This window comes from Actinomyces acetigenes (genome assembly GCF_031296635.1).
Lineage (GTDB): Bacteria > Actinomycetota > Actinomycetes > Actinomycetales > Actinomycetaceae > Actinomyces > Actinomyces acetigenes.
On the sequence record NZ_JASPFC010000054.1, the window covers coordinates 1 to 12,112 of the forward strand.

Here is a 12,112-nt window from a genome sequence, read left to right on the forward strand (position 1 = left end):
GCGCCCACCGGTCCCCAGTCCACCCCGGCCCCGACACCGGCGCCAGCGGCCTCAGCCTCACCCACGCAGTCCCGCTCCGCCCCCGCCGCGCAGGCGCCCGACGAGGCGCCCCTGGCCACCGTCCACCGTCTGCGCGCCCTGCCGGAGATTCCCGGCGGGGCCGCGTCCGCTCCGGCGGCCCCCCAGTCCCTCCAGCAGACGCCCTCCTCCCCGTCCCCGCAGGCACCCGGGGCCGGCAGCGCGCCCGGGGTGCCCGGCGCCCCGGAGACCACCGCAGGATCACCCGGCCTGGCCCCCGTCACCTGGGAGGGGACGCCGTCGAGCCCCTTCAGCCCGGGCCCACCCCCCGAGGAGCCCAGCGCCCCGAGCGCCCCACCTGAGGACGACTCCACCTGGGCGCCGTCGGGCATCGCCGGCTCGCGCCTGGCCGCCGCCATGGCCGCGGCCCGCGCCGCCGCCCAGGAGGCCGATACCGACTCCCTGGCCGACGACACCCCCAGTGAGGACGACCCCGACGCCGAGGACGCCGGCGTCGTCGGGCTCGAGGTCGTCAAACGGATCCTCGGCGCCCAGGTCATCGAAGAGGTCACCGTGACCCAGGAAGGACGCTGACATGCCCGCCGTCTACGAAGGCGCCGTCCAGGACCTCATCGACGAGTTCGGCGAGCTGCCCGGCATCGGCCCCAAGTCCGCCCAGCGCATGGCCTTCCACATTCTGGCCGCCGACTCGGCCGCCGTCGAGCGCCTCATCGAGGCCCTGCGCGCCGTCAAGGCCAAGGTCCGCTTCTGCGAGACCTGCGGCAACATCGCCGAGGCCCCCCAGTGCGCCATCTGCCGCGACCCCCGCCGCGACCAGCGCGTCATCTGCGTCGTCGAAGAGCCCAAGGACGTCGTCGCCATCGAGCGCACCCGCGAGTACCGGGGGCTCTACCACGTGCTCGGCGGCGCCATCGACCCCATCAACGGTGTCGGCCCCGACGACCTGCGCGTGCGCGAGCTCTTCGGACGCCTGGGAGACGGCGAGGTCGAGGAGGTCATCCTGGCCACCGACCCCGACGTCGTCGGCGAGGCGACCGCCGCCTACCTCACCCGCATGCTGCGCACCATGGCCGTGCCCGTCTCCCGGCTCGCCTCCGGCCTGCCCGTGGGCGCCGACCTGGAGTACGCCGACGAAGTCACCCTCGGGCGAGCCTTCGAGGGCCGACGCCGCGTGGAGGACTGATTCTCTGCGCCGAGCCGGGCATTTTTCGCGTAGCCCGACCGAAATTCTGTGGGGCTACGCGAAAAACGCCCGGCTCGATGGGAGGGATAGGAGGGGTGGGAGGGTCAGGCCAGGCGCACGCCGCGTGGCAGCCTGCCAGCCGGCACGCGCAGACGCCTGCTGGCCGTCACCACGCCGCCGGCTCCCAGGGCCATGAGTACCACGAGGCTCGCGGGCCAGAAGGCCAGGTGCTTGGCCACGGGAGCCCCGTCGTCACGTCTGCTGGAAGGATCGTCGGAGGAGTCCTCCCAGTTCTCACAGTAGTTGCTGACGACCCGATCGGGCTTGGGATCGCGCAGCTCGTCGGTCCACGAACCAGTGGCCTCCAGAAGGGAGTAGCTACTGCGGTGGCCTCCGCGGCCGAGCTGACGGGGCGCGTGGGCGGTGGCATCCGCCAGGGTCACGAAGGGGTTGGGAGCCAACATCCACCAGATCCGATCGGTGTGGGTGACCTCCTCGACCGAGACCTCGGGGTCGGTCTTGCACACGCGCTTGCCCTCGGTGGAGTTGTCGTAATCCACCTCGTAGGTCACCACTGTCTGGTTGCTGACCGCCAGGGGCGCGCTGATGAGCATGAACAGTGGAGTCCCGACGACGAGGGCGGTCACCACGATGTAGGTCAGGACCGCCGAGGCCGAGGGCCGCGCTGCCAACGCCGAGAAGCCCAGGCCGATGGCGCACACCGACCCCAGTGTGAAGACGAGGATGACCAGGTGCGCGAGGAGGGCCTGCCAGTGCGAGCCGCCCGCGAATGTCAAGAGGACGAGGAAGGGCGTGGCCACGGCCAGGAAGGCGATCGCTGCCACCCAGGCCGCCAGCAGCTTGCCGACGACGATCTCCTGGCTGCGCAGCGCCGTGGCCTGCAGCAGTGCTAGAGTCGCGTCGGCCCGGTCACCGTTGATGGAGGTCGCCGACAGCGTGGGGGCGACGATGAGCCCGATCCCCAGCACGAAGCAGACGACGATGTCGTAGAGCGTCAGAAGATAGTCGTTGGACGCCCCTGAGGAGCTCGTGGTCTCGATGGCGATCACCAGCCCACCGCACAGCAGGATGAGGACTGCCAGCCAGATCCCCAGCATGATGCGCCAGCGCGTGGCTCTCACCCGCTGACGCAGCTCGAGCACCATGATGGTGCGCACACCGGTCCAGGTCATCGGCGTTCTCCTTCCAGAGCCAGGTAGGTCTCCTCCAGGGTCCCGGACAGCGGGGCGAAGGAGACGACCTCCACCCCGGCCTCAACGGCCTCGCGCAGCAGACGGGCCGCTGCCGCGTCGTCGGCGACCGGGAGGCGCACAGCGCCGTCCTCCTCCGCCGTGGCGGACAGCTGCGCGGAGTGCGTCCACTCGCCCAGGCGCCCAGCGTCCAGGGCCCGCATCCGCCAGGTCCGCTGCATCGGAAGCGGGGCTGGCGCGCCTGAGCCCGCCTGGCCGGGCGTCGGGCCCCACCCCGGCGGCGAGGCGACGGCGGTCCCGTGGGACATGAAGACGACGCCGTCGACCATCTCCTCCATCTCCGACAGGATGTGGCTGGAGAGCAGAATCGTGGTGCCGCCCGAGGCCAGGTCGCGCAGCAGGACGCGCAGGTCGGCGCGCGAACGCGGGTCCATGCCGGCGGCCGGCTCGTCCAGGAGCAGGACCTTGGGGGCGTGGATGAGGGCGCGGGCCAGGCCCAGGCGCTGCTTCTGGCCGCGGGAGAGGACCCGGGCCGGTGTGCGCGCCATCTCATCGAGGTGGACCAGAGCGAGCATCTCAAGGGCTCGGGGGCGGGCGGTGGCGGCATCCATGCCCTGGGCGGCGGCAAAGGTCAGGAGGATCTCGGTGCAGGTCAGGGAGTCCCAGGTGCCGAAGGCGTCAGGCATCCAGCCCACGGTGCGATGAACCTCGCGCGACTGGGTGACCGGGTCCAGGCCCGCCACCCGGATCGTCCCGGAGTCTGGGGCCAGGAGGGCCGCCAGCATGAGCAGCAGCGTGGTCTTACCGGCGCCGTTGGGGCCGACCAGGCCGGTGACTGCGCCACTGGGCACCGACATGTCCAGCTGGCGCACCGCCGGCGCCCGACCGAAGAAGCGGGTGAGCTGGGAGACTTCAATGCTCATGTGACCAGGCTATGTCGTTGACCGAGGCGGCGGACGGGATTCGGGCTCGCCACACTTCGACCAAAACTTCAAAATCGACGCGGCTCCGGGTCGTTTCTGAAGATTCTGTCGAAGTGTGGGCCTGCGGCTGTTAAGAGAACTTCGAGTAGCGTTCGAGTAGGTTGGCAGTAGCACCGTTCGAGGCGAGTCGTTCCTTGTCATTCCAACGCTCTGCAAGTTCACGTCGCTACTCTCAATATTTTATAGTAGATGTGAGTGGGCGGCCGGAGGACTCTGCTGCGGGCAGTGAGGTGGCAGCGGTGGGGGTCAGGTGCCGGGTACGTACCATGTGGCTCGCGGGTCTCGAGGTGACTGCCCTCTTCTCTCCACCAGTCCCTCGTCGCGCAGCGTCTTGAGCCACCGCAGGACCGTAGGGCGGGATGCGTTGACGCCCGACACGATCTCCCCCGTACCTAATGGACCGGTGCTTCGCAGGAGCGTGACGACCTCGAGCGAGCCGTGAGGCAGTTTCTCAATGACGTCGCGCGAGATGGCCGACGTCGCATCCAGCCTCACGATGACACTGGTTGAGGTCTGACGATAGTGAGGGTCCGCGAGACCGGCTCGGCGCATGTCGTCAACCATGCGCCGAATGCCCTCGCCGAGCTCCTGCGTGATCCCGAGGTCCGCGCACACCCTCGCGATGCGCGGGTTGCGTGCGTATCGCGCGATCTCGAGCGGGCGACTCGGATCGCTCATTCCGGGAAAACGGCCTGGACTGGAAACCTCGATGCGGTGGGGGAAGATCGACACGCGGATGTGGTCTCCAGCCATCGAGTAAGAGCGGTGGACGACGGCGTTCACCACGGCTTCCAGCCAGGCGTCCCGGGGGATGATGTCCGTGGGGCCGAAGGTCCCCTCGTTCTTCAGGGCCCTGCGCTTGGGGGCCCACTGATCGATGAGCTCAGCCGCTCTGGTGATGACGTCCGGGATGGTGCCCTCGAGGCGTCGATCGCCGTCGGCCTCCATGGTTTGGCGCGCTCCGGTGCCTGTCTCGTCCTCTCGGTAGCGTAGGACGCGCACCAGTGCCTGCGGCAGAAGCTGCTCGGGTGCAGTGCCGAAGAGCAGGAGTGCGGCGATGGTGGGCTTGCCGTCCTGTGTCAGGAGGCTGCGGCTGCGTAAGACGTGGCTGTCGTCTCCGTGTGCGCCGATCTCCGCTCGTAGTCGATCGATTGCCTTTCCGCTCAGGTCAGCCATCGTGATACCGGCGGGCTGGGCCTCATATGTCTCGGCCTCCCGGTCGTAGACGAGCTCTTCCCACATCGGGCCGTCAAGCTTCACGGTGGAGTCGCCCATGCGCAGGAAGGCTGTTCCGTCACTGCGCCGGTGTGCGTGTCGGCTGGGAGGTACCTGGGCGACGAGGAGATGGTCTTGCGTGCCGTCGTCGTTCATCACCGGGACCTCCCGGAAGTGGGCGCGCAGTGGTGGAGCCACCATGGTCATCGGTACCTGGCGAAGCCTGTTGGTTTGAGAGGGTGTGGAGTCGGTCCCCTCGACTTGCTTCTCGCTCAAGCCGACGACGACGGTTCCACCTTCCGCGTTCGCCATCCCGATGATGGCCTTGGCGAAGCTCTTCTGGTCAACACGGATGGATTTGCGTTCGAACCACTGGTTCTCCTGCGTCTGAGCCAGTCGCTCACCGCGTTCGTTGATGGGGAGGTTGAGTAGCGCATCGATGTCGTCGTGACCCATGGGTTCACTCTAACATTTTTAGAGTACTTAAGAGTGGGTGTGAGCGGGGTGGCTCTCGGGCTCGCCTCGCTTCGACACTTCGACCAAAACTTCAAAATCGACGCGGCTCCGGGTCGTTTCTGAAGATTCTGTCGAAGTGTGGGCCGGGGTGTGCGTGTGGGGCGAGGGCTGGGGGCCGCGAAGTGTGGGTGGGGAGGGGCCGGGGAGCGCGTGATGTGTCGGCAACACGGCGCACCGTATGCTTGCCCCAGCCACGTCGTCGTGGGCGCCGCACGGCGACGGCTCCGTCCCCGGAAGCCCCTGCCAGGACGCCCGCACCGGCGCGGAGCACCTGATGCTAGACACGCACTGATTCCAGGACCCGAGGAGCGCCATATGGCACTGGTCGTCCAGAAGTACGGCGGCTCGTCCGTCAGCGACGTCGACGCGATGCGGCGCGTCGCCCGGCGCATCGTCGCCACCCGGCAGGCCGGCAACACGGTCGTTGTCGTCGTCTCTGCGATGGGGGACACGACCGACGAGCTCCTCGACCAGGCCGCCGCCCTGACCACCGACGCCCCCGCCCGCGAGATGGACATCCTGCTGTCCGCCGGCGAGCGCATCTCCGTGGCCCTGCTCGCCATGGCCGTCTCCGAGCTCGGCGTCCCGGCGCGCGCCTACACCGGCGCCCAGGCCGGCGTCCTCACCGACTCCAAGTACGGAAGGGCCTCCATCGTCGGCGTGCTGCCCGAGCGCGTGGCCCGCTCCATCCAGACCGGCTCGGTTGCCATCGTTGCCGGCTTCCAGGGCATCAACGAGGTCGAGGACACCACCACCCTGGGGCGTGGCGGCTCCGACACGACCGCCGTCGCCCTGGCCGCCGCCCTCAACGCCGACGTCTGCGAAATCTACACCGACGTCGACGGCCTGTTCACCGCCGACCCCCGCATCGTCCCCACCGCCAAGCGCATCGAGTCCCTCTCCAGCGAGGAGACCCTGGAGCTGGCCGCCCACGGCGCCAAGATCCTCCACCTGCGCGCCGTGGAGTACGCCCGCCGCTTCGGGGTGCCCCTGCACGTGCGCTCCTCCTTCTCCGACAAGACCGGGACCTGGATCTACGACGGCCGCCGCAAGGGCGCCTTCGTGCCCTCGGTCGTGGCCGCCCAGCTCGACGACGTCGTCGCCGCCGACACCGACAGCGCGCCCAGTACCCCGAGCCCGGCAGCCCCGCAGGCCGCCGGCGAGGCCCAGGGAGCCGCCCCGGCAGCCCCGGTCTCTACGGCCGCTACGGCCTCGCCCTCAGACCCCGCCGGGCTCGACGAGGGGCCCTCGGCCGCCGTCGTCGACACCGCGCACCGCAACGCCATCGCCGCGCGGGCCCAGGCCCGCCCCCGCCCGTCCGCCAAGGAGGACCACGTGGAAGCCCCCGTCATCTCCGGAATCGCCCACGACCGCAGCCAGGACAAGATCACGCTCGTGGGCGTGCCCGACGTCCCCGGCGCCGCCGCCCACATCTTCGCGATCGTGGCCGGCACCGACGCCAACATCGACATGATCGTCCAGGACGTCTCCGCCGAGGGGACGGGCCTGACCAACATCTCCTTCACCTGCCCCGACGGCGACTCCGCCGCCGCCCGCGAGGCCCTGGAGGCCGCCCGCGAGGAGCTGGGCTTCCGAAGCTTGCACTTCAACCCCGACATCGGCATCCTGTCCCTGGTGGGGGCCGGCATGCGTTCCAACCCGGGGGTCTCGGCGCGTCTGTTCGGCTCGCTGAGCGAGGCCGGGGTCAACATCCACATGATCTCCACCTCCGAGATCCGCATCTCGGTGGTGGTCGACGACGCCGTACTCGACGAGGCCGTGCGCGCCGTCCACTCCGCCTTCGGCCTCGACGCCCAGGCCGCCGAGGCGGTCGTCTACGGAGGGACCGGACGATGAGCAGTCCTGTGAACACCTACACCGGAGTGGCCGACGGCGTCTGCGTCGCCGTCGTGGGGGCCACCGGCCAGGTCGGCCGCGTCATGCGCGCGATGCTGGCCGAGCGCGACTTCCCGGCCCGCTCGGTGCGCTTCTTCTCCTCGGCCCGCAGCGCCGGGACCGTCGTGGACTTCCGTGGCGCCCAGGTCGAGGTCGAGGACGTCGCCACCGCGGACTTCAGCGGCATCGACGTCGCCATCTTCTCCGCCGGGGGTGCGGCCTCGCGCGAGTACGCCCCCCGTTTCGCTGAGGCCGGGGCCGTCGTCGTTGACAACTCCTCGGCCTGGCGCAAGGACCCCGAGGTGCCGCTCGTGGTCAGCGAGGTCAACCCGCACGCGCTGCGCGAGCGCCCCAAGGGGATCATCGCCAACCCCAACTGCACCACCATGGCGGCCATGCCCGCCCTCAAGGTGCTGCACGAGGAGGCCGGGCTCATCCGCCTCATCGTCTCCACCTACCAGGCCGTCTCCGGCTCGGGGCGGGCCGGGGTGGCCGAGCTGGCCGGGCAGGTGCGCGCCGTCGTGAACGAGGACATGGAGGGCCTGGCCCTGGACGGGCGGGCCGTCGAGTTCCCCGCGCCGGAGGTCTACGTCGACACCATCGCCTTCAACGCCGTCGCCTGGGCCGGGAACGACGCCGGCGACGGCTCCGGCGAGACCGACGAGGAGCAGAAGCTGCGCAACGAGTCGCGCAAGATCCTCGAGATCCCCGACCTGCTGGTCTCCGGCACCTGTGTGCGCATCCCGGTGTTCTCCGGGCACGGCCTCAGCATCAATGCCGAGTTCGCCCGTGAGATCAGCGTCGAGCGGGCCCGCGAGCTGCTGGAGGCGGCGCCTGGCGTCACCTACCAGGATGTGCCCAGCCCTTTGAAGGGCGCCGGCCGCGACGGCACCTTCGTGGGGCGTCTGCGCGCCGACCAGGCCTTCGCGCCGGGCCACGGCCTGCAGTTCTTCGCCGTGGGGGACAACCTGCGCAAGGGCGCGGCCCTCAACGCCGTCGAGCTGGCCGAGCTGGTCGCCGCCGAGATCCGGGGCTGACCTCTCCTCACGCCGAGCCGGGCATTTTTCGCGGCCCCCAACAGAAATTCTGTAGGTCTACGCGAGAAATGCCCGGCTCGGTGCTTGCGGACTAGGTGTCCGATCTGAAGTTCACGATGCCTCCTTTGGTGAGGTCTCGGAGGTGGGGGTCGGGATGGCAGAGGCATCGGTGCTGGTGTCGGATTCCTCGGCCTCATGCGCGGTGAGGTCGCGAGGAAGGAACAGGGGGCCGATGATTGCGGGCGTGAAGAGGATGAGAACGAAGACGACGCTTGCGTTCGGAAAAGGTGCGTGGGTAGTGACACCGTGGATGGAGATGAAGGCGATCAAGCAGATCATGGTGGCTGTGGGGGAGATGGACGCCAGCAAGGTGATGAACAGGCCGGCTGCGAGCCAAAATATTACTGTGTCGTTGTTCGTGGCTGTCTGAGTCTGTTCGATCTGCGATGACTGGGTTGATGGTTTAAAAAGGGCGAGAACGATGATGGTTCCAGTTGCTGCTGCGGCGAGCCGTGCAGGATGAAGGGTGTATCGCCACCCACGTATGTGCGGGTGCCACGAGCGTATGCGCTCTCCTATAATGAGGGCGAGCGCCGCTCCCAGGAGCAGGCCGGCGAAGAACCATAGAGTCCTGTAAGCGAGATAAAGGTCGTTCGGCCCGTCGCTGTTGTACGGTGCCAGGATGCTCACCGTCAACAGCATCGCCCCAGAGGTTGCCAGGCTGGGTGGGTGATTCCAGGTGACCCATGGGAGAATCATCAGAAGAGGGATGAGGATCAATGGGCTTCCAGGGTGATCCGCGCTTGTCATGGAGGCGAGTAGCGACGCGAAAATTGCTGTGAGCGCCATAGTGAATGGGGGTCGCACCTGTTGAAGTGACTCGTTGTTCTTCATGAATCTCCTTTCGTCGTTACTTTGAGGTGTGGTTGACGGTGTGGTGGCGCCTGCGCCATGAATGGCTCGCGTTCTTCGGGGCATTGCTGTGTGACAGACCTGGGCTTCTTGTGGCTGTATGCGGTGAGGAGTCAGACGGTGGCTGCGATGGCGGTCAAAAGAATGGGGAGAGCGTTGACGAGATACCCGATCTGAGTCGTTTTGTCGTCAAATGAGTAAAATCGAATAGGGGAGCTCCATGTCACCAGTTTAAGAGAGACTGCTGTGATGGCAATGCCCACGATGGCTGCTGGTATGTGAAGTGTGTGGAACGCTTGTCCTCGTTGTTCGTATGACGATGCCGTTTTTCTCAGACGGCTGGCGGAGGGTGTGTCCGGCCTGCAAGGTACCGCTGTCAGTACAGACGTGGTCGGTTCCTCGACGAGTAGCGTAAACCGTCTGAGGTGATGGTTATGGCCTTTCAGTGGGTTGGATGCCGACTCGAGGAGATAGGCCGACGGCGTCGCCGCAAGTCGGATCGCGCGCTCATCGACCCGAGTCGGGCATCTTCAGAAGCCGGTCAATGCGCTCACTGAGCTCGCTGACCTGCTGCTGCAGGGCTGCCACCTGCGCCTGCGTGGCGGCCTCCTGCTCGGCGTTCTCCTCCTCGACCAGTGAGACGATCCACGAGGCCAGGGTCGCTGTGACGACGCCGGCGAGTGCCACCCCACCGATCATGAGCAGTGCCGCGATGAAACGTCCCTGTGTGGAGGCCGGGAAGGTGTCGCCGTAGCCGACGGTGGTGATCGTCGTCAGCGCCCACCACAGGGCCTGGCCGAAGGACTGGATCGAGGAGCCCGGCTCATGACGTTCCGCATCCAGCGCGGCCAGTGCCGAGGTGAAGATGAGCAGGGTGGCGCTGCCGGCCGTGTACAGGGTGATGCGCCCGCGCAGCGCGGTGCCGGCGCTGCGCTGCATGATGCTCACGAGCGTCACCAGGCGCAGGAGCCTGAGTGGCCGCAGGATCGGCAGAACAATGATCGCCAGGTCGGGCAGGTGGTGGAGGAACCAGCGGCCCCGGCTCGGCGCCAGTACCAGGCGGACAAGATAGTCGACGCCGAACAGTGCCCACACGGCGCCGATCACGAACTCGGCTGCCTCCTTGGCCCCGCCCTGCGCGTTGGTGAGTACCTCCCAGGCGTAGGCGCCCAGGAAGACGACGGCGGCGCCGGCCAGGGGCCACTCCATGGCTCGTTCCCACGCCCGCAGCCGAGTGCTCGGGCTGATGTCAGTCGGCATGATCCGATGGTAGACGGCGCTGGGGATAAAACCGTGGCGCGCTCACCGGTGGGGAACTTCTGCGCGGTTGGTGAGGTTGGCGTCGGCGTCGTCGGCCCCGGTGTCGGAATCCGCGGTCTCCTGTGCTGGACGATCATGAAGGACGAACAGAGGACTGACGCTCACCAGCACAAGGATGAACAGGACGGAAACGGTGCCGGTGGTGGGGAACGCACTGTGCTCGTTGACGCCGTGGAACCAGACGACGGCAGCCAAGCAGATGATGGAGGCCGTCGGGGAAACGGCGGCCAACAGGGTAATGAATAGCCTCGCGGCAAACCAGAAGAGCAAGGAGCCCTCACTGGTGGCAGTGTCGGCATGCTCGACCTGGACAAACTGTGGGTTTGAGGGTCTGAAAAGAACGAGGACGATGCCGATTCCGATGAGTGCCTCAGCCAGCCGTGCCGGGTGGAGGATATACCTCCACCCGGATACCTGCGAGAGGGTCGAGTGTACGTGCTTTCTTGCGACGAAGGCGAGCGCTGAGCCCAGGAGCAGTCCGGCGGTGAACCATAGAGGCCTGGCGGAGTCCTCGAAATCCCCCATCGTGTCGTCACGGGAATGTGCCAGAACGCTCAGGATCAGCAGGGTTGCTCCTGAAGCCGCCAGGCTGGGCGGGTGATTCCATATCACCAGAGGGAAAATCAGAAGGATCGAGGCAAGGATAAGCGGATTCTCAACCTTGGAAAGATCTGTCAAGCGCGCATCCGAGGGTAGAGTGAACATCGAGTTGAGAATCACCGTGAGCGCCACGGCGATGGGTGTGCGTAGCTGCTGAAAAGAGATCTCATCATTCATGAGTGTCCTCTTGGTGTGGTGAGGTGTGAGATTCTGTGGCTTGGCTCGACGTGATTGGTCGTGGCTTCTTGTAGTGGTACATGGTGAGCAGTCCGACTGTCGCAGAGACGGCGAGAAGAGGGACGGGGAGAATGTCGGCGAGATAGTTTCGAGCCGCCTCTGAGTCGTCGAAGGAGTAGTAGCGGCCGATGGTGATAGCCAGGTAGATCAAGGGTATGAAGGGCGACATTCCAGCAAATAATGTCATTGTGAAACCGCAGAGGAATGTGATGGCGGACATACTCGCCTGTCCGGATGACGTCCATAAGTGAGAGGGCGAGGTGCTCACGGGTGGTGCGGATGCTAGGATACTTGCAAGTATCGCCACCTCAATTGTCTCGAGGAGTCGGTCCTTGAGGCCGAGAGTTGAATGATGCTTGCTCGTGCGGCTGATGGTGGTGCATGTTGCTGCGGCCGATCCGCACATGATTCCGGCCAGGACCCACAGGATTGGAGAGATCTCCGAGAGGATGTTCTGTCTATGGCCACTGCCTGCCGGCATGATCTCGCCTATGAGGGCGGTGACAGTGAATACTGCACTTGCGGCCCCTTGTGCTTGCGGTGAATTGTAGGTGGCCACCCCTGCGGAGATTGTCCAGAAAACAATGGTGGTCAAGGCGGTGAATGAGTCAGTCGAATCGGAGCCAGGGTCGAGGCTATGCAGCTCCGCGAGTGCGATGATGGTGAAGGCGCTGAGGGCGATAGCTACCGGCACCTGCAACGGTCGGAATGGTTTGATCTCATCCATGTGGCGATGCTGCTCTTCTCAAGGGTTGGGAGGTGTCGGGCGTGTTGCCGGGGTGCGGCGGCACCGTGGCTCGATCTGGGTGGTGTGTCGCCGAGAAGTGTAGTGAAGAAAATTGTCCGTGTCGGCGGTTGGAATCCGCCGAATAGCGGAAAATGATGACGTCAGGACGGTTGCCTGTGTCGGCGCACGAGGGGCAGGGGCTTGTGATGTGGAGGCAGGCGTCGCAGGGTCAGCGG

11 protein-coding genes are annotated in these 12,112 nt (G+C 66.7%); 4 read left to right on the forward strand and 7 right to left on the reverse strand.

The features are described from left to right. Both RIV14_RS12895 and recR read left to right on the forward strand, forming a co-directional pair. Positions 1-612: hypothetical protein (locus RIV14_RS12895; RefSeq protein WP_309325220.1), on the forward strand; the 612-nt coding region annotated here is incomplete at its 5' end. Position 613: 1 nt separating this feature from the next. Continuing rightward, positions 614-1,222, forward strand: coding sequence for a recombination mediator RecR (gene recR / locus RIV14_RS12900; RefSeq protein ID WP_070659121.1), 609 nt, complete (start codon positions 614-616; stop codon positions 1,220-1,222). Positions 1,223-1,326: 104 nt separating this feature from the next. Here the strand turns inward: recR and RIV14_RS12905 are convergent, their stop codons facing one another. The 3 genes from RIV14_RS12905 to RIV14_RS12915 form a co-directional block, all read right to left on the reverse strand. After that, positions 1,327-2,415 carry an ABC transporter permease gene (locus tag RIV14_RS12905; RefSeq protein WP_075373656.1) on the reverse strand — a complete coding sequence of 363 codons (1,089 nt, stop codon included), beginning with the start codon at positions 2,413-2,415 and terminating at the stop codon, positions 1,327-1,329. Continuing rightward, the gene (locus RIV14_RS12910) at positions 2,412-3,356 is read right to left on the reverse strand and encodes an ABC transporter ATP-binding protein (RefSeq protein ID WP_075373657.1); all 945 of its coding nucleotides are present in this window, start codon (positions 3,354-3,356) and stop codon (positions 2,412-2,414) included. The genes RIV14_RS12905 and RIV14_RS12910 overlap by 4 nt, the downstream gene beginning before the upstream one ends. Before the next feature lie 306 nt (positions 3,357-3,662). Next, positions 3,663-5,087, reverse strand: coding sequence for an ATP-binding protein (locus RIV14_RS12915; RefSeq protein WP_081381911.1), 1,425 nt, complete (start codon positions 5,085-5,087; stop codon positions 3,663-3,665). Between the two features lie 375 nt (positions 5,088-5,462). On the opposite strand from RIV14_RS12915, the gene RIV14_RS12920 reads away from it, so the two are divergent. After that, on the forward strand, positions 5,463-7,004 hold the full coding sequence (locus RIV14_RS12920; protein ID WP_075373658.1) for an aspartate kinase: 1,542 nt from the start codon (positions 5,463-5,465) through the stop codon (positions 7,002-7,004). After that, the gene (locus tag RIV14_RS12925; RefSeq protein ID WP_075373659.1) at positions 7,001-8,080 is read left to right on the forward strand and encodes an aspartate-semialdehyde dehydrogenase; all 1,080 of its coding nucleotides are present in this window, start codon (positions 7,001-7,003) and stop codon (positions 8,078-8,080) included. The genes RIV14_RS12920 and RIV14_RS12925 overlap by 4 nt, the downstream gene beginning before the upstream one ends. A gap of 111 nt (positions 8,081-8,191) precedes the next feature. On the opposite strand, the gene RIV14_RS12930 is transcribed toward RIV14_RS12925, so the two are convergent. The 4 genes from RIV14_RS12930 to RIV14_RS12945 all read right to left on the reverse strand — a co-directional run bounded on the left by RIV14_RS12930 (position 8,192) and on the right by RIV14_RS12945 (position 11,876). Next, on the reverse strand, positions 8,192-8,974 hold the full coding sequence (locus RIV14_RS12930) for a hypothetical protein (RefSeq protein WP_143224271.1): 783 nt from the start codon (positions 8,972-8,974) through the stop codon (positions 8,192-8,194). A 525-nt stretch (positions 8,975-9,499) separates the two neighbouring features. Then, positions 9,500-10,252 carry a potassium channel family protein gene (locus RIV14_RS12935; RefSeq protein ID WP_075373661.1) on the reverse strand — a complete coding sequence of 251 codons (753 nt, stop codon included), beginning with the start codon at positions 10,250-10,252 and terminating at the stop codon, positions 9,500-9,502. Between the two features lie 42 nt (positions 10,253-10,294). Beyond that, complete coding sequence (locus RIV14_RS12940; protein ID WP_075373662.1) at positions 10,295-11,089, reverse strand: hypothetical protein; 795 nt, start codon at positions 11,087-11,089, stop codon at positions 10,295-10,297. Next, positions 11,082-11,876, reverse strand: a complete 795-nt coding sequence (locus tag RIV14_RS12945; RefSeq protein ID WP_075373663.1) for a hypothetical protein — start codon at positions 11,874-11,876, stop codon at positions 11,082-11,084. Before RIV14_RS12945 ends, RIV14_RS12940 begins: the two co-directional genes overlap by 8 nt. Positions 11,877-12,112 lie beyond the last annotated feature (236 nt).